We start from the raw sequence: 20714 nt of genomic DNA on the forward strand, positions 1-20714 counted from the left end.
GACGACAAACGGCCCGGCCCTTTCAACAAGGGCCGGGCGCTTCTTATCGGCCGGATCCGTTAAATATCCCGCCAGTAGGCGATGGCGTATTGCTGCCCCTTTGTCAGGCCCCACTCCCCCTTGAAGAGCTTGCGCATCGCCTGCGCGTTCTGATGTTCCCCGGCAAACCAGGCAAAATCCGGCCAGCTTGATGCGACGAGATGCCGCGCCTGCCCCAAACAGTCTTCCGCGAAACGAGCGGGTGGCAGAGCAACCAGATCAAGTCCCGTCTCAGGCAGATAGGCTTGAAGCGTTTCCAACCCATCTGCTGCCGCCAAAAGGGTTCCCCGGGTTCCCGGCGCCAGGGTCTCAAGGGTGCGCGCCAAGGCAGGCAAGGCAGTCTGGTCACCCGCTAGAAAAACAGACTGACCGGCTTCCGGCCGTTCGCGGCCTGCGGGTCCCATCAGGCCAACGGGGTCGCCGGGACGGGCCGCTTTCGCCCAGCCCGTCACCCGGCCGCCCTCATGGCAGACAATGTCGATCTCCACGGTCCGGGTGACGGGATCGGCTGACTTGATGGTGTAGTAGCGCACATGCAACTCGTCCTCTCCCGAAGGCCACCGGGTCGCGCCATTGGCCTCTGCAACCGGCCAGACCGGGAGCCTGCCCGGCGTCATGGGCACAAGCAGCTTGACGTGCAGGCCGGGCCCGCACAGGCTGTCATCCCAAGTCTCAAAGGACAGTGTGAGCCGGATCAGGCCCGGTATGGGCGCCCTGCGCCCTGCTATTTTGGCCGCATGAAAATTGGAAGGCAGCCGGGACGCGCCGGCGCCAGCTGCAATGCCATCCCAACGCAGCGCCTGCGCGCTTTTACTGTCCACTTCCGCCAGATGCAGTACCACTGCCTCTCTTAGAAAATAGAGTGCGCTCTCGCTTTCTGCGGACACTTTGATCGCAAGCCCGTTGCCATCCGATACGATATCAATGACCTGATTGGCGCCGCCAAGTGTGGCGCGTCCGGCACCGGTTTCTTCAACGGGCACATCATGGCCAAGCGCATGATCAATCAGCTGGCGGAAGACGGCATCGGCCTCAGCCAGGCCGACATAGGTGGACGAATGGTGCAAGGGTCAGGGCTCCGTTCTAAACAGCAGCGAGGGCATTCTTCGCTGCATTCCGGCAGACGAAGACAGGTCAACAGCCCGGGCCTCTCCTCAAATCCTCACCCGCAAGCGCCGCGCACCCTATCCTCGCATGGGCCGTGAGAAAAGCCCCCCGTTCCAGTAGAAGTGTGAAGTCTGACAGGCCCTCTTGCGATGCGCCCCGGATCCTCACGAAATTAAACTTGATATTTAAACTCAAGTTTAATAGGGAAAACATCATCTTCGCTCTGCATGGCGGTCAGCAACAAGCCAACCGAATGGGCCCGGCGCTTTTCCCAAAGGCCCGGCCGGAGTGATGAGCGACACCTGCCCCCATCACGTCAAGAGGCCGCCGAACGCCATGAGAGCCAATCCGAGATCTTTCGACACTTTCCGGCACAAGGCCCGCAAGAGAGGCGCTCCTGCCGCGCCCGAAACGACACCCCTCCCGCTGCTGCCCGCGTCCGACTTAAGACGTACCTGCGTGTTTTACAGCGCGTTGCCAGGCGTCGCGGTCTATAAGGATCTTGATGGTTTGCGCGTGCGCGGCTGCGGGCTTGATCTGAAACTGCTGCGCACCGGCGCTGAGGCGCAGCGGCCAGCGCTCGACATTGTGGTGCGCGTCAAGAATCTCGAGAAGCTGCACCGGGCCTGTCAGCACCGGGGCCTGCCCGCTCCCGGCCGTCTTCAGCACTGCGGGAATGACGGCCTCCGCTTCAGCCTGAGCGATCCGGACGGCAACAAGCTGCATTTTGTTCAGGCAGGCCCGGCAAGCATCCCCATCTAGAGGTGCCTGTGCCGCTCATACCCTGAACACGCTTACGACCCAACTTTTGCTAGAGGTGATCCATGTCCAACACTCCCCGCAAGGAAAGCGACTCTTTCGGCGCTCTGGATATTCCGGGCGACAAGTATTACGGCGCCCAGACGGCCCGCTCGCTGATCAACTTCCCCATTGGCGGCGAGACCATGCCCCTGCCGCTGGTTCATGCGCTTGGGGTGATCAAGCAGGCGGCGGCCCGGGTCAACAAGGCCCAGGGCAAGCTGGCACCCGAGCTTGCAGGCGCCATTGACCAGGCGGCGGGCGAAGTGGCCGAGGGAAAGTTTGACGGCGATTTTCCCCTTGTTGTCTGGCAGACAGGCTCCGGAACCCAGTCGAACATGAATTCCAATGAGGTCATTGCCAACCGGGCCATCGAAATCCTGGGCGGTGAGATCGGTTCGAAAACGCCGGTCCATCCGAATGACCATTGCAACATGAGCCAGTCGTCCAACGACACCTTTCCAACTGCCATGCATATTTCCGCTGCTCGGGAAATCCATGAGACCCTTCTGCCCGCTCTGGCACATCTGAAAGACGCCCTTGAGGCCAAGGCAGCCCAGTGGGCGGAGATCGTCAAGATCGGCCGCACCCACACCCAGGACGCGACCCCCTTGACCCTCGGCCAGGAATTTGGCGGCTATGCAGCCCAGCTCGGCATGGCGCTGCTCCGGGTCGAGGAAGCCTCAGATGGTCTTTACGATTTGGCCCAGGGTGGCACGGCTGTCGGCACCGGCCTCAACACCAAGGCAGGCTTTGCCGAAGATTTTGCAGCAGAAGTTGCCAGGATCACCGGTCTGCCCTTCCGCACCGCGCCAAACAAATTCGAGGCTCTTGCGGCTCATGACGCCTATGTCTACGCCCATGGCGCGCTGAACACGGTGGCCGCGTCTCTGTTCAAAATCGCCAATGACATCCGCCTGCTCGGCTCCGGCCCCCGGTCTGGCCTTGGGGAGTTGTCCCTGCCGGAAAACGAGCCCGGCTCCTCGATCATGCCGGGCAAGGTCAACCCAACCCAGTGTGAAGCCATGACCATGGTCTGTGCGCAGGTCTTCGGCAACCAGACCACGATCTCCTTTGCCGGAAGCCAGGGCCATTTTGAGCTGAATGTCTATAAGCCGGTCATGGCCTACGCTATGCTGCAATCCATCAAGCTTCTGGCCGATGCCAGCCGCAGCTTCGCCGACCGGTGCGTGTCCGGCATCACGGCGAATGAGGACAACATCAAGACCCTGATGGAACGCTCCTTGATGCTGGTGACAGCCCTTGCCCCGGCCATCGGGTATGACAAGGCAACTGAGATCGCCAAGACCGCCCACAAGAACGGCACGTCTTTGCGTGAGGAAGCTTTGAAACTTGGCTATGTAAGCGAAGACGAATTCGATGCGCTGGTGCGGCCGGAAAAGATGATCGGCCCAAACTGATACTCGTTGCACACTAACGGCCAGCCTCACCAAATAAGAACCTGTTGGATAGGTTTTTATTTGGTGAGGTTGGTATGAACACTTGCAGGCCAGACGCTCGTGACGGCCGGGCCGTCAGCTGTCCAGCATGGCAATGGCCCGGCACCAGCCGGCCGAGCCGCCCCGGATCTTGACCGGCAGGCAGGACACTGTGAAACCGCTGCCTGGCAGCTCATCCAGTCGGGTGAGCTTTTCCATATGCATGAATATGCCTTCCCGTGCGGCCTTGTGACCTTCCCAGATCAGGCCCGCATCCTTGGTTTCGGCAAAGCGTTTGGCCGTGACCGGAAACGGCGCATCCCAGGACCAGGCATCGGTTCCGGCGATTTTGACGCCCTGATCCATCAGCCAGAGCGTGGCTTCGCGCCCGATGCCGCAGCCCTTGCCGAGAAACTGCGGCTGGCCATAGGCGGCCCCCGCAGCTGTGTTGACCAGAACAATGTCAAACGGCTGCAGCGTGTGCCCGGTGGCGGCCACCGCCTCCTGAAGATCTGCGGCAGTGGCAACATAGCCATCGTCCAGATGGCGCAGGTCCAGCTTGACACCGGGCCGGATGCACCAGTCCAGCGGAACTTCGTCAATGGTCCAGGCCCGCTCACCGTTGTTCATGGTGGATGCAAAATGCCAGGGAGCGTCCAGATGGGTGCCCGCATGGGCGGTCAGGTTGAGCTGTTCAACCGCCCAGCCCTCGCCGCCTGGAACATCGGCAATGTCGAGGCCAGGAAAGAAGCGGAGCACTTCTTCCGACCCTTCTTCATGGGCCGTATAGGTGATCTGCGGTCCGAGACCGGGTGGATCGGCAGGAATGTCATTTTCAATTGCGACGGAGAGATCGAGGATTTTCATGATGAAACTCCGGTGGCAAGAATGGCCTTGGCCAGGGAAATCGGATCCCGGTCACACCAGAACCCGGAAGAATGCGCCGGTGTGGCGTCCAGCGAAGGCATGGCGCCAAACAGGCGTTGAAGGTGGCTGTCATCGCCCCAGCGGATATCCGGAGCATGGCCGCAGACCCTGGAGATGGCCCGGGCCACCTCTGCAACAGTTGCCTGCAGAACCGGAATCTGAACGACCGTTCCGGGCAGAGTATCGAACCCGGCTGCATGGATCAGATTGCCGACGGCAGCGCTGCGGGACATCCACCAGCAGGAACTCTCGCCCGGCACCGGACAGTTATAAGACCGGTTCTGCGCAATATGATGAAAGATCTGGCTCATGAAGGCCGAGCCGTGCCCGCTTTCGGCTGCGGGCCGGGCGACAATGCCCGGCAGACGCAGGCTGATCGCCGAAAGATCACCGCGCCGGGTCTGGTCGGTCAGCTGGATCTCGGTCATCAACTTGTGTGCGCCATAGCTGAGAACCGGTTGCGGCCGTGTGGCCGCCGTAACGGGTTCCGTGCCCAGGTCTCCATAAACCGCGATGGAAGACGCAAACACGAACCGGGTTCCCGGGCGCCGCGCCGCAGCCAGTCTGGCCAGCGCCAGCGAGGCCGTCAGATTGATGGCGTAGCCTGTTTCCGCTTTGCGTTCGGCAAGGCTGCCGGGCACGCTGGCCAGATGAAAGACCAGATCCGGCGCCGGATCGAACAGGCTGTCCCGGAAGGCCGGATCGGCAAGATCCCCTTCCCGGCATTCCGCCCCTGCCGGTCCCTTCGCCTGAAAGCCCCTGTCACACAGAACGAGATGTGTGAGATCCGGCCAGTTGTCCGCAAGACGCTGCGCCAAAGCCTGCCCGACAAATCCATCCGCTCCGGTCACCAGGACACGCATCAGTTTTGCACCACTTTCTGGTCGATCACCCCGAAGGGCGCCGAGCCATCCGGCAACCGACCTTCCATGCGCACGGTGTCGCCGAAACTCAGGAAAGGGGTCTTGGGACTGCCCTCGTCCAAAAGCTCAATCACCCGGATCTCCGAGATACAGGACGACCCGGCCGAGCGGGCCTCGTTGGACACGGTTCCCGATCCGACAATCGTGCCCGCGCTCAGGCGGCGGGTCCGGACGCAATGGGCAATCAGCTCGCCAAAGGAAAAATGCATCTCCCGGCCATGGGCGCGGCCGACTTCCCGGCCATTGACCTCCACATGCAGGGTCAGGCCGACCCGGCCCTCCTGCCAGCAGTCTCCGATCTCGTCCGGCGTGATGGCAATCGGGGCAAAGCTAGAGGACGGCTTGGCCTGCAGAAACCCGAATCCGGCCCGCATTTCGCGCGGGCCAACAGAGCGCAGCGACCAGTCATTGATTTGAACCAGCAGCTTCACCTGATCGAGCGCGTCCTGCGCCGACGCGCCCATCGGCACATCGCCGACGATCACGCCGAATTCGCCTTCCATATCGATGAACAGCGCTTCATCGGGAAACTCGACCGGGGCCAACGGCCCGCGAAAATCATCGCTCGCGCCCTGATAAACCAGCGGAATGGTCTCAAAATCCGGGTTGGGCGGATTGTCGAACGCCTTGTCCATCAGCCGCCCGTGATTGAGAAACGCCGAGGCATCCAGCCATTGCGGCGCCCGTGGCATGGGGGCCAGGCAGCGCTCCGGCTCAAAGGCAGTCGCAAACGGTTCTTCACCCACGTTCAGCCGCGCATATAGCGCATCCAGACGGGGCGCGGTGTCGTCCCAGGCCTCGATCGCTTCCAGCAGCGTGGCAGCGATGCCAGTTGCGGCCACAGCTTGTGTGGCATCCCTTGAGACAACCCAGAGCTGGCCGTCGCGGCTGCCGTCATGATAGGTGGCAAGTTTCATGCCTGGGTCCCTTCCTGATCCGCAGGAGACTGACCGTTGTCCCGGTCCAACAGGATTTGGGACAGGGCCGGTTCGTATTCTCCGGACACAAGCACAAACAGCATCCGGCACAGTTTGCCGGAGCGGTTGGCCCAGGCATGATTGGTGCCCCGCTGAACGACCACGGAACCGGGTGTGAGAACCACCTCGCCGTCATCCACCACAAGGGTCAGTTCCCCTTCGATCACGATGCCATAGTCAATGGATTCGGTCCGGTGCATCAGGGGATGGGGGGAATCTGTCTTGACGGTCGAGGCGTTGCTGTCGCCGATCTGCGCAAAGGCATCGCCCACCTGCTTCGAGCCGGATTTCAGGAACTCTTCCGTATCCGGAGGAATGTCGACAAACCGGATACGGGTGCCTCCGGCCGGTGGCGGCAAAGTGATCGCCCCGGCGGCCGGGTCCGCTCCGTCCGGCCCGATGGGCGCTGGCGTTGCTCCGGTCGCCCAGACCTCATGAAAGACGGTGCCCGGTATGGCCTTGATTTCACTGACGGTCGCTAGAGGTCCGACGTCGGTCAGGATTGACCGGCCATCCTCCCCATGGCCGGTGACAATGCGGGTGATGGGGGGAAACTCAGTCATGCGTTTCTAGCCTTTGTAAACAAGGTGATCGACAGGACCGCCACCAGCACGGCGGCAATGCCGAGCGTGTGGAAGCCGAAATTTTCGCCCAGAACACCACCGGCAATCGGCCCCAGCGCAGCGCCGATCATGAGCATGGCCGGAGTGGCTGCAACTGCCCGGCCCGACGGATCAAGCCGTGCCAGAAGGCCGAAGGCGAACGTGTGCGTAAAGATCTGGATCGCCACAAAAAAAGCTGCAGAGGGGGCCCAGAGCGGCGCGATGGTGGCCGTGGTAACTCCGAGCGCAAGAACCGCCTGAATGGCGGGGCCTATCTGGGTGACCCGCGTGGCGGACACCCGGTTTTGTAAAAAAGTGGCCAGCGGCGCCGGGATCAGGAAGTTGATGAAGCCGAGCGCAATCAGAACGCCCAGCACCAGCTGGGTCTCAAAACCTCTGGCCTTGCCGATCACTTCCACGAAGGAGAACACCATGGCCTGGTTGAAGGTCATGATGCTGATGCCCAAAATGGTAAACCAGGTAGCCTTGCTAAAGGGGGTCTTGGCCTGCTCTTCCACCTGTCCCGGATTGCGGAACAGAACGGCAGAGGCGAGCGCGGCCAGAACCATGACGCCACCGAACACCTCAAACATCACCGGACCGCCCTGAGCAATCAGCAGCTGCGGCAGCGCCGCCAGCAAGATGATGGCAAAGAGGCCAAGCGCCATGCCCGCAGCCGCGAACAGCCGGTGCGGATTGCCCGAATGACCCATCGTGCCATGCACCATGGACAGCGCCGAGCCTGCCGACAGACCGGCAATCAGGTGAAGGACGGCCAGAGGCACAAAGCTGGACTGGGTGGAGGTGATAAGGAAGGCGGCCGCAGACAGGGCAAAGCCCATTGTGGCCACGAGGCGCTGGTTCAGCTGGTTGAACCGCGGGGCCAGAACAAGGCTGGCGGCAACTGCCCCCAAAAGGAAGAGCGTGGCCAGCGCGCCGCTCTCCTGCGGGCTGAATCCATAGCGTTCCACCAGGGCTCCGACCCACACGGGCAGGGCCACCAGATCCAGCATACCGGCGCAATGGCCAACCACGAGCGCAGCCATGGCGGCTACGCCGAATTCTTTCTTCGACATATTCCCTCCTCATATGTGTCATTTGCCTGCCGCCCGTCTCGTCCTCCGGGACGGTCAGGCCAAAGGATCAGATCGCCTGGGACAGGGTCTTCATGGACGCCTGCATGATCGCCGCATGCTGCTGGCGGTCCCCGTTTTTGATCTCGATCTCGGCCAGCTGACCGGAATTTTCGACCACCATCCGGCAGCGCTCCCAGCGCCGGTCCTGAAAGGCAGTCAAGGCCGATTCCAGCCCCTCATTCCGGACAAGTTCCTCTGTCAGCACCACGGCATCCTCAATGCCGATACAAGCTCCAGCCGCCAGATGGGGTGTGGTGGCATGCACCGCATCGCCAATTAGAACCACCCGCCCCCGGAACCAGGGCCTCGGCAGAAGCAGATGTTCCAGCGGCCGATAGATGATCTGGTTGTCCTCGCCAAGTTGATCTGAGATCTTCTGGATGGTCGGAGACGGGAACCGTCTGAGCAGAGCCCGCAGGCTTTCCACGAAGGTTTCCGGTGGCACGTGATCATTCGTCATCCGGTCTTCGGTCAGGAAAAGATAGACCTGATCCTTTGACACCAGATTGACGCCAACCTTGAGCTTTGGACCCATCCACATGGTGATGGTATCCACTCCTTCCGGGCGCGGCAAAACCGCCCGCCAGACCGACTGGCCGATGAATTCAGGCTCCGGAGCATCCGGGAAACAGGTCTTACGTAAGGACGAATTCAGACCGTCCGCACCGATTACAAGGTCATAGAGCCCGTGTGTGCCGTCGGTGAAGGTCACCGATACGCCGGCATCAGTGTCAACAATCTTCGAAAAGGTAAGCCCCAACCGAACATGTGTGGCCGAGGCGCGCACGGCATCAGACATGATCCTGGCCAGCGCCGGACGCATGATGGCACCACCGCCCGGAATGTCGGGTCCGGCAACGCGCGGTGTCGGAATGCGGGCCACCACGCTGTCATCCGGGCCCCGCATCTCCACATCGTCAGAGGCATAACCGGCTTCCATGAACTGATCGAGCAGGCCGAGCTGCTGTATGACCCGCAAGGTGGAGCCGTGCAGGCTGATCCCTGCCCCATAGGAGCGCCAGCCTGCGTCTATCTCCACAAGATCGACCTCAAACCCCTGACGCGACAGCTGCAAGGCCGCTGTCATGCCGGAGAACCCGCCACCAATGATCAGCACCTTCTGGATGCTTTTGCTCATTTCTTCCTCCTAGCCGGTGACCTCGGCAAAGACGCTGTCTTCTTCCGTCACCGTAATCTTGACCCGGGTCAGGGATTGTCCGAGGCATGGCCCCAGAACGCATTTGCCCGTGTCCATTTCGAAAAGCGCCCCGTGGGAATGGCAGGCGACATGGGTCCCGCCGCCATTCAAATATGCATCGGTTTTCCAGGCCATCGGCGTGCCGCTCGAATAATGCGGACAGGCATCAAGCCACGCGTGAAGAACACCGTTTTTGCGCAGCAAGATGACCTTCCGGTCAAAGCCTTCCAACGGGCCGAACCCGCGGGCTTCGCCTTCGCCGATCTCTCGGCCAGAACAGAGCCGGACACGTTCCGTCCCGCCCTTGCAAGGGCCGGTCTGATCAGGCGGAACGGGGGCTGGCATGTCTTCGTCTGTCAACATTCCCGTCTCCGTTTGCCGTCTCGTTCCGCTGTGCTTGGGCATCAGGATCGGCCAGGCACGTTAGCCCCTCTTGCCGGGAACCTGTCTGCCTTCAATGACCCCAAGTTTGCTCAGCCTTCCTTGCCTGGGGGCGGACCGCCGCCCGGCGCCCATTTTTCCCGCGTCTCAAACAGAATGATCTGGGAAGCTTCGGCGCCATGGGGCGCCTCACGGGCCACCCAGGTGTCGTCATGCTTGTCCATGTCCGCGTCATATTCGAAGTGGCAGCCAAGCGGGCTGTTGAAATACCAGAACCAGTTGGATCCGAACTTGTGGCGACCCGGGCCCCAGAAGCTCTGGTATCCCTTTTTCACAAACCGGGTGCCGGCCACCATGAGTTCGGTCGGTCCGCCCATATGGAAGGCAAGATGTTCACATCCCTTCATGTATTCCGGCGTGCGGATGAAGAAGAGCGTGTGATGGTCCGCGTTTGCCTTCGGGCGCAGGAAAGGACCGGCCCCGGTGAGAATGTCCGTCACCACAAATCCGAGACGGTTGCAGTAGAACCCGGTTGCAATGTCGATATCGGGCACGAACAGGACCACATGGCTGAGGGTGCGCGGCGTAGCCGGCATTTCTTCCCACACACCGATTTCGTTCGGCATGCGCTGCGCAGGCGCGCCCGGCGCATTGATCTTTTCCGCCGGCATCGTCAGCTCCCGCCGGATCGTGACCTGGAATTTCAGTTCAAATCCGTGGTCATCCTTCGTTTCCAGCGATCCGTCTGCAAGCCTGGTCACCCGGCGGTCCTTGGACAGCTCCGCCTCAATAGCCTCCAGGTCATCGGCGGACTGAACACCATAAACCTGCTGACGCAGCAAATTTGCGGTCGGCAGCGGCGGTGGAAGAGACGGGTCGTCCTTCGCCCGGAGGATAACCCCCGTTCCGTCCAGCGCCTCAAAGAGCCCACCCGTCTCATCGACATCGACCGGCTTAAGGCCGAAATCGGTCAGATAGGCGCCTGACGCGGCAACATCGTCGACGCCGAACACCAGAAAATCAGGACCGATGATATTCATACTCTCGTCTCCCAGGTCCCGGCCGGATCCGGCCAGGCTTCTTTTAAGTTGTAACTGCCGTGCGTCCGCCCAGAACCTCTGCGACCCAATCAGCAATATAGGCTCCCGCATTTGCTGAATTGTCGAAGCTGGAATGCTGAACGCCGCCGGTGCGGGCATCGAACACTTTCAGCTCCCGGTTCGGGCTGTTGACCAGCTGGTCATAGGTTTCCTGCGCCCATTGAACGGGGATCTGGCTGTCTTTTTCACCATGGGTGACAAGGAAGGGAACCTTGACCCGATCCAGAATGCCGTGCAGATGCACCTGTTCGGCGATCTTCAGGAACGCATCCATGTCCTTGGCGCCCCAGACCCAGCGCACATGCTCCCAGTAATGGGGCACGGGGAAATTGCCTTCCTTGGCGAGACGCTTTTTCTGAACATCGCGCCAGTCATGATTGGCGCCCCAGACAACACCGCAGGCAAAACGGGGTTCAAAGGCGACCGCACGCGGGCAGTAATAGCCGCCCAGGGACACCCCTTCCATGCCGATACGCTTCGGATCGGCAAACGGCTGGTCTTCCAGCCAATCGACCACCCGGCTCGCCCAATGCTCACTGTCATAGCGGGCGTGCAGATCATGAAGCCTGAGGGCTTCGCCCGTTCCCGGCTGGTCGACCACCAGAGAGGCAACGCCCCGGGCGGCCAGCCAAGCCGGCAGGCCGACCAGGTATTTCATTTCCTTGGTGCTGTCCAAGCCGTTGACCTGGACCAGAATGGGCGCCGGCCCCTCAACACCGTCCGCCGGCACATAGAGCGCTGACAGGTGCGTACCTTCATAGGGAATTTCAACCCGGCGCGCCTTGGCCCCCGACAGGGCGAGACCTTTTTCAAAGGTCGCCAGAAACCTTTTGTAAAGCGCGACACGTCCTTCGGACCCATGCGCCTGCAGGCGCTCGGCGGTCAGCATGTAATTGGCGGCGCGCACCAGCTTGTCTCCGGCGGAGATCATCCGTCCCCTGGCCTCGTCATCTTCCGCAAGGCCGACCAGCTTGTCGGCCATGGTGATCCAGGTTTCGCGGAAAGCCTGTGTTCCAGCCGCATCACGGGCCTTGGCGGCCTCCTGAAGAGGCGCACACATTTCCTCAATCTCGCCTATTCGCGCGCCCATTTCGATCGACAGATCGACGGACAGGTTCCACGGATAGTTGGTTGGGAAATACTTGAACATCTGGTCTCCTTTGGGGTGCCTCTTCGCCGGGCATTCGCAAAAGGGGAGACCAATCGGAACGCATTTTTGGAAATACGTTTCGATTTCCTCCCCTGAAAAGACAGATAGTAACAAACGACATGTTTACAAAATTGCTTTAATCAATGATTTGTATTTACGGGATTCATGCCTTGGGAGGGGAAAGATGCGATTCAAGAATCTTGATCTCAATCTGCTGGCGGCCCTGGACACCCTGATCCGGGTGCGCAATGTGAGCCGGGCGGCCGAAGAGATGTTCATCACCCAGTCGGCCATGAGCAACGCCCTCGGACGGTTGCGGGACTATTTCGACGACCCACTACTGATCCAGGTGGGCCGAAGCATGGAGCTGTCCCCCCTAGCCGTATCTCTTGAGCAGCCATTGCGGGATATTATCGTGCGGATCGATGCGGCTGTCGTGGCAACCCCGTCCTTTGTGCCGGAGACCTCCACACGAAGCGTCAATCTTGTCGTCTCCGATTATACGCTCAACACCCTGATGCCGGTCTTTTTGCGGCAGGTGGCCAACCGGGCTCCGGGACTGCAGATCAATTTCACTCCCCAGCAAAACTATCCGCACCTGCTTCTGGAACGGGGCGAAGCCGATCTTCTGATTGCCCCGTCCATTTTCTGTTCCACCAACCACCCCAGCGAGCAGCTGTTCGAAGACCCGTTCCTGTGCATGGTCAGTGAGAGTATGCCGTTGAAGAACGGCAAAATCAGCCGCAAGGCGTTTCTGGCAGCCGGACATGTGGTGATGCAGCCTCCCGGCGGCGGGATCAGCTTTGCCCAAAGGGCCTGCAAGCAACAGGGCATGACGATCAAGGCGGAGGTGACAACCTTCTCCTTCTGGTCCTTGCCGCTTCTGATCCGCGGCACCAACCGGGTTGCGCTGCTCCAGAGCAAACTGGCCGAACAGGCCGTCAAACAGGGCGGTCTGAAAACCGCAATACCGCCTGTTGACATTCCCGCTCTTGAACAGTCGATGCAGTGGCACAGCTACCGCACACGGGACCCTGCCCTGGCCTGGGTCAGAGAACAGGTCCGGGAAGCTGCAGAAAAACTGTTTGAAGAGACCCAAACCACTGACGGAAGCTGACGCAGCACGGACTGCGCAGCTTTCCGCGGAAGCCTATCCCAGGCGTTGCGCCGAGCGGAAAGGCTCTGGCCGCCGGTCAGGATTTCCTCCAGGGCAGGCCGTGACCGGTTTCGAGGAGGGTCTTGCTTAATATGCAAATCACCTGGAACGCACCATGGTCAAAGAGATGGCGGGGCTACCGTCCTTGCCGCCACGCCAGAAGTCTGGACCGCACCAGACGGTAGCCAAGCAGCAAAAGGGTCACAGCCACATAGAAGGTGATTTCAGGATCTGTCACCTTGCGCGCCATGAAGAAGTGCAGCGCCCCGAGCCCGGCCGCGGCATAGGCCAGCCGGTGCAGCTTCTGCCACGCCCGGCCCAGTTTGCGGACCGAAAAGGCGTTTGACGTTGCCGCCAGCGGCATCAGCAGAACAAAGGCAGCCATACCGAAAGTAATAAAGGGACGCTTGATGATGTCCTGCCAGACCGCTGTCAGGACCAGTTGCTGGTCGAGCCCCGCATAGACCAGAAAATGGAAGCAGACATAATAGAAAGCGAGCAGCCCGAGAGCCCGCCGGTAGCGCAGAAGATTGATCCTGGCCAGATCCCGGACCGGAGTGATGCACAGGCTGAGCAGCAGGAACCTCAAGGCCCACACGCCCAGCACATGTTCAAAAGTCTTGACCGGATCAACGCCCAGATTGTTGGTCACGCCCAGATAGAAATACCACAGGGCCGGAAGCAGTCCGGCGGCATAAAGAGCCCAGACAGATGCCGGGCGCCATAGGCTGCGCCACCAGACAGGCTGAGCCGGTTGCAGGATGCTCATGGACGCCTCAGAAATTCGCTTTCAGATCCAGCCCCGCATAAAGACCGGCCACCTCGTCCCCATACCCGTTGAACATCAGGGTTGGGATCCGCTCCCCGCTGTTGAAGAGGCCACCGCCCGTGCCAATCCGCCGCTCGCTGGCCTGGCTCCAGCGCGGATGCGGCACATTCGGGTTCACATTGGCATAGAAGCCGTATTCATTGGGCGCCGCATCGTTCCAGCTGGTCTCCGGCATCTTGTCCGTCAACGTGATCTTCGTGATCGACTTGATGCCCTTGAAGCCATATTTCCAGGGCACCACCAGACGCATCGGCGCGCCATTCTGGTTCAAGAGCGTTTTGCCATAAAGACCAAGCGCCATGATTGTCAGCGGGTGATTTGCCTCATCAAGACGCAGACCCTCCCGGTAAGGCCAGGACAAAGCCTGTCCGAAACCGCGCTGGCCTGGCATTTCCTCCGGGCGAACCACCCCTTCAAAGGCGACATATTTCACCGACCCGAGCGGTTCTGCCAGATCGAGAATGGACTTCAGCGGAATACCGACCCAGGGGATCACCATTGACCAGGCTTCCACGCAGCGCATCCGGTAGACCCGGTCTTCCAGCGGGAACTTGGTCAAGAGTGTGTCAATGTCGATGGTCTTTTCGGCCTTGACCATGCCATCGATCCGGAAAGTCCAAGGATACGGCTTGAACGCCGACGAGTAGTTTGCCGGGTCTGTCTTGGACGTGCCGAATTCATAGAAATTGTTGTAATTGGTGACGTCCTTGAAAGGCGTCACCTTGTCTTCGGGCGCTGGAAAAGGCCCGGCAACCGTTGTCAGCGCCTCGCCCTGTTTGCGCAGCCCCTCAGCCAGCACCGGCCCGGCCGCAAGGGCCGCCGCCGCTGCAGCCCCGCCCAGAAGCAGGGCCCTCCGGTTCACATAGACGCTGTGCGGGGTGATCTCGGAAGGTGCTATGAAAGGGGGCTTGTAGGCAGGCATATTCGTCTCTCGATCCGGGGCATTGTCCGGGCGTCTGCCACTCGGGCAGGGCCGGACCGCGTCTGCTTCTAGATGCGTCTTTTTCCGTGATACGCCAAAACAACATGTAAACACGTTACAGTTACGTGAATTTTACCAGCGCGCCTGCCCGGCCCGCAAGTCATCAGCCAGCAAGTCATCAGCCTCCCGGATGCAGTCGACGGTCAAAGACTGGCTCTGGAAGGCGTCATGTCATCGTCTTCCTCAGGTCCGGATGCGAAATCGCCGCGCTTGTTTTATGAAAAAGGACACCCAAACAGGTATTTCAAAAATGAATACCATTCATTTGAAATCGTAATTTTACAGATAGTATTGCATATTCTACGTATATTTCCGGGTGTTCGCATCGTGCTCCAGGAGGAATTGGGCCAGCGAAATCTGGGATCTTCGAGACAGTTCCTGTCCCGGATCCCGAGCGGGAGGGTTTATCGACATCACCACGCCGCCGGCAAGACCGGCAGGCCGCGGACGGCGGAAGAGCCGGCCGGAGGGAAGTCGTGTGTTCCCAGACTGGAAAACCGTTGCTGTTCCCTTGTGTCGAGGGCGCTGACGGGAGGCGTGCACCCCAAAAGGTCCCAAAGGACCTTTCAGGTCCATGTGAGGAGGATGGAATGCATTTGAAATCTAAAGTGAGCGGAGTGCTTCTGTGTGCGGCTCTTTCAGGAACCGCCATATCGGGCGCTTGGGCAGCAGAAAACGGCAACACCCAGTATTCGCCCGGTTCCGCCCAGTTTTTTGCCGGAGGTGTGCCGCCCTTCCCCGGTCTCTACTTCCTGTCACAGACCAGCTATTTCAACGCCGACCGGACCAATGATGCCGACGGCAACGAGCGGCCGATCCCCTTTGAGGTTCAATCCGTCGCAGAAACCATGCGGTTCTTGTATGTAAGCCCGGTGGAGATTGCAGGCGCCAAGCTCTGGACCCAGCTCGTCATTCCGGTTGTTCATCTCGATCTGACCATTCCGGTGGCCTCGGACACCCAACTGGGACTTGCCGACATTTCCGGCACGATTGGCCTCGCCTGGCACACAAAGGGAAAACACGCCTTTCTCGCCGGCCTCGATATTGCCGGCCCGACCGGCAAATACAGCGCCGATGATGCAATCAATATCGGCCTGAACCACTGGTCTTTCCAGCCGACCATTGGCTATCACTACAAGGACCCGAAGGGCTTGGAATTAGGCACCACTGCCCGGCTGATTTTCAACACCGAAAACCATGACACCGACTACACCTCCGGAACGGAATTGGTGGTTGACTATGCGGTTGGCTGGAACATCGACAAATGGCGCCTTGGCGCGGTTGGCTATTACCTGCAGCAGCTGACGGATGACAGCGGCCCGAGGGTTTCGGACGATGGCAACCGCGGCATGGCCTTCGCCATTGGCCCGTCGCTGAGCTATTCCTTCAACCCCGGATTTGAGCTGAGCGGCTCCTGGCAGCATGACGTGGTCACACAGAACCGCTCCCAGGGCGATACGTTCTGGTTCAACGTGGCCAAGAAATTCTAGGGACCCGCGCTCCCAAGGCGGTAGCCTTGGCGCCATGCCTCCTTGGCTCCAGTTTCAAAAAGGCTGCCCCGCGACAAGACCACGCCTTTCCACCCGAGAAGGCGTGGTCTTTGGTTTTGACGAAAAGGATTGTTGACGGCGCCGTGTACAAAGCCGGTCAGCTGATCTCAACCTGACCTGACAAAGACCTATCTGATCAAATTGGTATCACTCCGCCAGACGGTCTTGCTCCGGATCTCCGGCCTTGCCTGAAGATCCCTTCAGAACCATGACGTAGAAGAAGACAGCCGCCAGCACCAGGAAAAACAGGCTGTCCGGACTGGTGAGAAACACCATAGGATTGTTGTCATTGAGCGCAAGGGACCGGCGCAGATACTGTTCCAGATCCGGTCCCAGAATGAAGCCCAGCAGCAGCGAAACCGTCGGGTATCCGTTCTTGCGCATGAAGAAGGCAAGAATGCCGAATACCACCGCAAGCGCCATCTGAAACACCGAGAAGGTGGCCACGTAGCTGCCCACCAGGGCCACGACCGCGATGGACGCATACAAAAGCCCGCGGGGAATGGAAACGATCCGCACGAACCAGGGCCCCAGCAGGAACAGGGTCAGCGGGATCAGGATCAGGGCGCTCAACAGGAGCGAGGCGAACATGGGCGCAATCAGATCCACCTGGTTCTCCAGAAGGCGCGGGCCAGGCTGCAGGCCGTTGATGACCAGAACCCCCAGCACGACGGCCGTTGTCGGATCGCCGGGGATGCCGAACATGAGCATGGGCACAAAAGCCCCGCCGCACATGGAGTTGTTGGCGCTTTCCGCTGCCGCAATGCCCGTCCGGCTGCCCTTGCCAAACTCCTGAGGCCTTCTGGAGCCGCGCTTGGCATCCGCATAGGCCACAAAGGCCGCCATGGAACCACCTGCGCCCGGCAGAATGCCGATGCCATAGCCGATCAGGGCGCTTTTAACATAGGTGAACAGGCCAATCTCGCGGATTTCCGACCATTTCGGCAGGAAATCCCGGCGGCGGATCCTGGCCGCAGCTTCCAGAGTCTTGGCCTGCACGGCCGAGGCATGGAGCTGGGCCTGCACCAGCACCTCGCAGATCGCAAATGTCCCGATGATGATCGGCATCATGTCGATGCCTTCCACCAGAGTTTCTGTCCCGAACGAAAAGCGCGGCACCGGCTGCATCACATCTATCCCGATGGTCGCAATCATGACCCCGAGCATAGTGGCCACAATGCCTTTGCAGATGTCCGCCTTTTCGACGATCACGATCACAATGAGCGCGAACAAAACCAGGGAGAACTTGCCCGGCGTCTGGATCAGAAGCGACGCCTTGGCGGCGAGCGGCATCAGGCCCATGAGCAGAAGCGCTCCGACCGAGCCGCCAATCATGGAGCCGAGCGCCGCATGGCCAAGTGCGTTCGCCCCCTGGCCCCGTTTCATCAGCTGATTGCCTTCCCGCGCCGTCATCATTGAAGAGGGAGCGCCGGGAATATTGATCGTGGTGGCCGTGATGCTGCCCGCATACATGCCGGACATGAAGATGGACGCACACATCACCAGCGCCGGAACCACATCGATGCTGTAGGTGATCGGCAAAAGCAGGGCGATGGCCAGCACAGAGGTCAGGCCCGGCATGGCCCCGAAAAAGGCACCGATGAAAAAGCCGAGCACCATGAAACCGAACACATCAGGCCGAGCAAGCGCCGCGAAGCCTTGCAGGAGATCAAAGAAAAAGTCCACTAGACCCCTCCGGGCAGCATTGGCAGGCGGATGTTGAAGGCAAAGCCGAACAGCCCGTAGAAGACAAGAGTGACCGCCACAGCATAGGCCGCCATCCGCAGGAGGCGGCCGCATTCGAAACGGAACACCCAGAAAAGGCTGAGCGCGAACAGAAATGTTGCCAGCGGGTAGCCGAGCGGCTGGAACAGCGCCACATAGAGCGCTGTTGCAAACACGACCTGGGCCGGAGCCATCAGTGCCGCCATAGGCTCTCCCTTCACAGCTTCACGGCTGTCCCGCCACACAATTCTCAACAGCGCCAGATACATCGCCACCGAGGCCACAACCGGCAAGAACCGGGGGCCCGCCAAGCCTTCGTCAAAGGGCACCCGGATCTGAAAGGCGGCAGTCAGATACACCGTGGTCAGCACAAGCAGAAACACCGGAAACCCGACACGCGCCAGCTTTTGCGAAAAGTCAGACATTTGCTCGCCTGTTCATGGACAAATGGGGCACCGGCTTTCCGGGCCGGCGCCCCATCCCAAGAGGGGTCTTACTTGGAGATGACGCCTTTTTCGACGAGGTCATCCATCTGCTTGAACAGGGTTTTGGACGTCTCGTTGGCCCAGGCAGTCACATCGGCCGTGCCGATCCAGTCCGGAGTGACGCCCACATTGGACACCCAGGTCTGGAATTCGTCGCTTTCCAGCGCCTGCTTGTAGGCCGCTTCGATCTTTTCGACCACATTGTCCGGCGTTCCGGCCGGTGCGGCCAGGACAATGAAGCTGCCCACCCGGATATCCAGGCCCTCATCGGCCGCCGTCGGCACATCCGGATAGGTCGGATTGCGGGCTCCGGAGAACTCCATCAGCCCCCTTGCATCGCCACTTTGGATAAGCGAGGCAAAATCACCCAGGCTGGTGGCCGCCACGTCCACCTCATTGTTCAAGATCGCTTCCTTCTGCGGAGCAGCCCCGCCCGGATAGGCGATCAGGTTGAACTTGACGTCTTTGGCATCCTGAAGCTGGAGCAGCGCCAGATGGGTGCGCGATCCGGTGTTTTGAATGGCAACCTTCACCTTGCCCGGATGCGCCTTGGCATCGGCAATCAGATCACCCACGCTTTCATAGGACGCATTGGCATCAACGACGATGGCATCCGGTTCGCTGGTCACGCGGGCGATCAGCTTCAGCTTGTCCATCTTGTAGCTGGGCAGCAGTCCCTGCCAGGGCACGGTGACCACGCTGTCATAGGTGAGTGCCCCGATCGTATAGCCGTCCGGCTTGGACTTCATGACTTCGGACACACCGGTGGCACTGATGCCGCCTTCGATATTTTCCACATAGATGGATGTGTCGAGAATGCCTTCGGCAAGGGTCGACAATTTACGGACAATCCCGTCCGTCCCGCCGCCCGCGCCCCAGGGCACGACCATGCGGATGTCCCGTTCCGGGTAATCCGCCAGGGCTCCTGCCGTGGTCATCAGGCCAATCGAGGCCGCTGCCAGCAGAACGTTCAATGTCTTTTTCATGATTTCCTCCCTTTGGTTCACTTCCAGATAAAAGGTGCGCAGCACGCGCCAGACGGCGGGCGTCCCCGGCCGAAAAGCTGGTCAGCTCAGCCTTTGCCAGCTTTAGCTGCCGTATCAATGAGCCCCTTCAGCATGTCCATTTCGTCAGAGCTCAGGTCGGTCAGCGGTGCGCGCACCGGACCAGCATCAAATCCGGCAAGGCGCACCCCCGCCTTGATCGCCGAAACCGCGTAGCCCGGCTGCCGGTCTCTGAGGCGGGCGAAGGGAAAGAAGAAGTCTTCAAGAATGGACTGGACGCAAGCCCGGTCTCCGCCGCGCAGCGCCTTGAAGAAACGCACCGCCAGATCCGGCACAAAATTGAACACCGCCGAGGAATAGGTGGTCACCCCCGCCCCATACAATGCTTCCGCAAAAAGTTCATGGGTGGGCATGCCGCCCACGTAACAGAGCCTGTCCCCAAGCGTGGCCGTAATCTCACGCACCAGATCCACCTTGCCGGTTCCGTCCTTGAAACCGATCAGGTTGGGGCAATCACCAGCCAGCCGTTTCAACGTGTCTGTCCGGATCACGCAATTGTCCCGGTTATAGACCATAACTCCGAGGCCGGTCGCCGCACAGACATCGCGCACATGCCGGTAAAGGCCTTCCTGCGGCCCGGTAATAAGGTAATTCGGCAGAAGCAGAAGTCCGTCCGCGCCGGCCTTTTCGGCCCGGCGGGCAATATCCTTCGCCAGCTCTGTACCATAGCCGCACCCGGAAATGATCGGCATGGTCCCGGCCGCTTCCTTTGCGGAGCGCACGACCGTCTCCACTTCGTCGGGTGACAGCGAGAAGAACTCGCCGGTGCCGCCAGCGGCAAACAGGGCCGCGGCCTCGAAATCAGACAACCAGGCGATCTGCTTTTGATAGCTGGAGAGATTGAGGGAGCCGTCCGCATGAAAATGCGTCACTGGAAACGACAGCAGGCCGGATGAAATCGTGTCTTTAAGCTGGTCTGGAGTCATTGCCTTCCCTTTGTTGCTGAACAGGGGAGATACGTCATCTTGTATGATGATGTCAACAATTCATCATACAAAAATAAAACTTGTCTCTTGTTCAAATTAGTCGCTCCTGCCTCAAAAGCCTTGGAAAACCGGTTGATTCCGCTGAGTCGTCGCTCTAGGTTAACGGCAAGATCGGACACAAATCATACAAATTCAGACACAGATAGACAGCCCTGGGGAC

The 20714-nt window shown here is 60.2% G+C and carries 20 protein-coding genes; 4 read left to right on the forward strand and 16 right to left on the reverse strand.

The window, feature by feature from the left end; genetic code table 11:
- Positions 1-59: 59 nt before the first annotated feature.
- The gene (locus ACXAIC_RS19295) at positions 60-1106 is read right to left on the reverse strand and encodes a siderophore-interacting protein (RefSeq protein WP_475183973.1); all 1047 of its coding nucleotides are present in this window, start codon (positions 1104-1106) and stop codon (positions 60-62) included.
- A gap of 331 nt (positions 1107-1437) precedes the next feature.
- Here ACXAIC_RS19295 and ACXAIC_RS19300 point away from each other — a divergent pair, with 331 nt between their 5' ends.
- A complete protein-coding gene (locus ACXAIC_RS19300) occupies positions 1438-1908 on the forward strand; it encodes a VOC family protein (RefSeq protein ID WP_475183975.1) in 471 nt (156 codons plus the stop codon).
- A 62-nt stretch (positions 1909-1970) separates the two neighbouring features.
- Positions 1971-3365, forward strand: a complete 1395-nt coding sequence (gene fumC, locus ACXAIC_RS19305; protein ID WP_475183978.1) for a class II fumarate hydratase — start codon at positions 1971-1973, stop codon at positions 3363-3365.
- A 114-nt stretch (positions 3366-3479) separates the two neighbouring features.
- Here fumC and ACXAIC_RS19310 read toward each other — a convergent pair whose 3' ends face one another.
- The 9 genes from ACXAIC_RS19310 to ACXAIC_RS19350 all read right to left on the reverse strand — a co-directional run bounded on the left by ACXAIC_RS19310 (position 3480) and on the right by ACXAIC_RS19350 (position 11777).
- Positions 3480-4250: a cyclase family protein gene (locus ACXAIC_RS19310; protein ID WP_475183981.1), complete on the reverse strand. Its 771-nt coding sequence runs from the start codon at positions 4248-4250 to the stop codon at positions 3480-3482.
- Positions 4247-5173, reverse strand: a complete 927-nt coding sequence (locus tag ACXAIC_RS19315) for an NAD-dependent epimerase/dehydratase family protein (protein ID WP_475183983.1) — start codon at positions 5171-5173, stop codon at positions 4247-4249. The genes ACXAIC_RS19310 and ACXAIC_RS19315 overlap by 4 nt, the downstream gene beginning before the upstream one ends.
- Positions 5173-6150, reverse strand: a complete 978-nt coding sequence (locus tag ACXAIC_RS19320; protein WP_475183985.1) for a fumarylacetoacetate hydrolase family protein — start codon at positions 6148-6150, stop codon at positions 5173-5175. The genes ACXAIC_RS19315 and ACXAIC_RS19320 overlap by 1 nt, the downstream gene beginning before the upstream one ends.
- A complete protein-coding gene (locus ACXAIC_RS19325; protein ID WP_475183988.1) occupies positions 6147-6773 on the reverse strand; it encodes a cupin domain-containing protein in 627 nt (208 codons plus the stop codon). The genes ACXAIC_RS19320 and ACXAIC_RS19325 overlap by 4 nt, the downstream gene beginning before the upstream one ends.
- On the reverse strand, positions 6770-7888 hold the full coding sequence (locus ACXAIC_RS19330) for an MFS transporter (protein ID WP_475183990.1): 1119 nt from the start codon (positions 7886-7888) through the stop codon (positions 6770-6772). The genes ACXAIC_RS19325 and ACXAIC_RS19330 overlap by 4 nt, the downstream gene beginning before the upstream one ends.
- A gap of 67 nt (positions 7889-7955) precedes the next feature.
- Positions 7956-9086 carry an FAD-dependent oxidoreductase gene (locus tag ACXAIC_RS19335; protein WP_475183993.1) on the reverse strand — a complete coding sequence of 377 codons (1131 nt, stop codon included), beginning with the start codon at positions 9084-9086 and terminating at the stop codon, positions 7956-7958.
- Between the two features lie 9 nt (positions 9087-9095).
- Positions 9096-9509 carry a Rieske (2Fe-2S) protein gene (locus ACXAIC_RS19340; RefSeq protein ID WP_475183995.1) on the reverse strand — a complete coding sequence of 138 codons (414 nt, stop codon included), beginning with the start codon at positions 9507-9509 and terminating at the stop codon, positions 9096-9098.
- A gap of 110 nt (positions 9510-9619) precedes the next feature.
- Entirely contained in the window at positions 9620-10567 is a 948-nt protein-coding gene (locus ACXAIC_RS19345; RefSeq protein WP_475183999.1) for a VOC family protein, read from the reverse strand.
- Positions 10568-10610: 43 nt separating this feature from the next.
- Positions 10611-11777, reverse strand: coding sequence for an alpha/beta hydrolase family protein (locus ACXAIC_RS19350; protein WP_475184001.1), 1167 nt, complete (start codon positions 11775-11777; stop codon positions 10611-10613).
- A 184-nt stretch (positions 11778-11961) separates the two neighbouring features.
- Between ACXAIC_RS19350 and ACXAIC_RS19355 the strand changes: the two genes are divergently transcribed.
- Positions 11962-12894: a LysR substrate-binding domain-containing protein gene (locus tag ACXAIC_RS19355; RefSeq protein WP_475184004.1), complete on the forward strand. Its 933-nt coding sequence runs from the start codon at positions 11962-11964 to the stop codon at positions 12892-12894.
- 175 nt (positions 12895-13069) lie between these two features.
- Here the strand turns inward: ACXAIC_RS19355 and msrQ are convergent, their stop codons facing one another.
- On the reverse strand, positions 13070-13702 hold the full coding sequence (msrQ, locus tag ACXAIC_RS19360) for a protein-methionine-sulfoxide reductase heme-binding subunit MsrQ (protein ID WP_475184006.1): 633 nt from the start codon (positions 13700-13702) through the stop codon (positions 13070-13072).
- A gap of 7 nt (positions 13703-13709) precedes the next feature.
- Positions 13710-14684, reverse strand: a complete 975-nt coding sequence (gene msrP / locus ACXAIC_RS19365; RefSeq protein WP_475184009.1) for a protein-methionine-sulfoxide reductase catalytic subunit MsrP — start codon at positions 14682-14684, stop codon at positions 13710-13712.
- A 650-nt stretch (positions 14685-15334) separates the two neighbouring features.
- Between msrP and ACXAIC_RS19370 the strand changes: the two genes are divergently transcribed.
- Positions 15335-16234 (forward strand): SphA family protein, encoded by a 900-nt coding sequence (locus tag ACXAIC_RS19370; RefSeq protein ID WP_475184012.1) that lies wholly within the window; start codon positions 15335-15337, stop codon positions 16232-16234.
- 207 nt (positions 16235-16441) lie between these two features.
- On the opposite strand, the gene ACXAIC_RS19375 is transcribed toward ACXAIC_RS19370, so the two are convergent.
- From ACXAIC_RS19375 to kdgD, 4 genes are all read right to left on the reverse strand, one after another.
- Complete coding sequence (locus tag ACXAIC_RS19375; RefSeq protein ID WP_475184014.1) at positions 16442-17980, reverse strand: tripartite tricarboxylate transporter permease; 1539 nt, start codon at positions 17978-17980, stop codon at positions 16442-16444.
- Positions 17980-18444: a tripartite tricarboxylate transporter TctB family protein gene (locus ACXAIC_RS19380; RefSeq protein WP_475184017.1), complete on the reverse strand. Its 465-nt coding sequence runs from the start codon at positions 18442-18444 to the stop codon at positions 17980-17982. The genes ACXAIC_RS19375 and ACXAIC_RS19380 overlap by 1 nt, the downstream gene beginning before the upstream one ends.
- A 68-nt stretch (positions 18445-18512) precedes the next feature.
- On the reverse strand, positions 18513-19490 hold the full coding sequence (locus ACXAIC_RS19385) for a Bug family tripartite tricarboxylate transporter substrate binding protein (protein ID WP_475184019.1): 978 nt from the start codon (positions 19488-19490) through the stop codon (positions 18513-18515).
- Positions 19491-19576: 86 nt separating this feature from the next.
- Complete coding sequence (gene kdgD, locus ACXAIC_RS19390; RefSeq protein WP_475184022.1) at positions 19577-20494, reverse strand: 5-dehydro-4-deoxyglucarate dehydratase; 918 nt, start codon at positions 20492-20494, stop codon at positions 19577-19579.
- Positions 20495-20714 lie beyond the last annotated feature (220 nt).

The organism is Roseibium sp. AWQ4_254 (assembly GCF_056161025.1).

What these genes read in the sequence shown, in the direction of transcription:
- fumC (WP_475183978.1), top strand. Translation starts at nt 1,971, where the DNA reads ATGTCCAACACTCCCCGCAAGGAAAGCGACTCTTTCGGCGCTCTGGAT.
- ACXAIC_RS19330 (WP_475183990.1), bottom strand. Translation starts at nt 7,888, where the DNA reads ATGTCGAAGAAAGAATTCGGCGTAGCCGCCATGGCTGCGCTCGTGGTT.
- ACXAIC_RS19385 (WP_475184019.1), bottom strand. Translation starts at nt 19,490, where the DNA reads ATGAAAAAGACATTGAACGTTCTGCTGGCAGCGGCCTCGATTGGCCTG.
- ACXAIC_RS19325 (WP_475183988.1), bottom strand. Translation starts at nt 6,773, where the DNA reads ATGACTGAGTTTCCCCCCATCACCCGCATTGTCACCGGCCATGGGGAG.
- msrQ (WP_475184006.1), bottom strand. Translation starts at nt 13,702, where the DNA reads ATGAGCATCCTGCAACCGGCTCAGCCTGTCTGGTGGCGCAGCCTATGG.
- ACXAIC_RS19370 (WP_475184012.1), top strand. Translation starts at nt 15,335, where the DNA reads ATGCATTTGAAATCTAAAGTGAGCGGAGTGCTTCTGTGTGCGGCTCTT.
- ACXAIC_RS19345 (WP_475183999.1), bottom strand. Translation starts at nt 10,567, where the DNA reads ATGAATATCATCGGTCCTGATTTTCTGGTGTTCGGCGTCGACGATGTT.
- ACXAIC_RS19320 (WP_475183985.1), bottom strand. Translation starts at nt 6,150, where the DNA reads ATGAAACTTGCCACCTATCATGACGGCAGCCGCGACGGCCAGCTCTGG.
- ACXAIC_RS19315 (WP_475183983.1), bottom strand. Translation starts at nt 5,173, where the DNA reads ATGCGTGTCCTGGTGACCGGAGCGGATGGATTTGTCGGGCAGGCTTTG.
- ACXAIC_RS19380 (WP_475184017.1), bottom strand. Translation starts at nt 18,444, where the DNA reads ATGTCTGACTTTTCGCAAAAGCTGGCGCGTGTCGGGTTTCCGGTGTTT.
- ACXAIC_RS19340 (WP_475183995.1), bottom strand. Translation starts at nt 9,509, where the DNA reads ATGTTGACAGACGAAGACATGCCAGCCCCCGTTCCGCCTGATCAGACC.
- ACXAIC_RS19335 (WP_475183993.1), bottom strand. Translation starts at nt 9,086, where the DNA reads ATGAGCAAAAGCATCCAGAAGGTGCTGATCATTGGTGGCGGGTTCTCC.
- ACXAIC_RS19350 (WP_475184001.1), bottom strand. Translation starts at nt 11,777, where the DNA reads ATGTTCAAGTATTTCCCAACCAACTATCCGTGGAACCTGTCCGTCGAT.
- ACXAIC_RS19355 (WP_475184004.1), top strand. Translation starts at nt 11,962, where the DNA reads ATGCGATTCAAGAATCTTGATCTCAATCTGCTGGCGGCCCTGGACACC.
- msrP (WP_475184009.1), bottom strand. Translation starts at nt 14,684, where the DNA reads ATGCCTGCCTACAAGCCCCCTTTCATAGCACCTTCCGAGATCACCCCG.
- kdgD (WP_475184022.1), bottom strand. Translation starts at nt 20,494, where the DNA reads ATGACTCCAGACCAGCTTAAAGACACGATTTCATCCGGCCTGCTGTCG.
- ACXAIC_RS19310 (WP_475183981.1), bottom strand. Translation starts at nt 4,250, where the DNA reads ATGAAAATCCTCGATCTCTCCGTCGCAATTGAAAATGACATTCCTGCC.
- ACXAIC_RS19300 (WP_475183975.1), top strand. Translation starts at nt 1,438, where the DNA reads ATGAGCGACACCTGCCCCCATCACGTCAAGAGGCCGCCGAACGCCATG.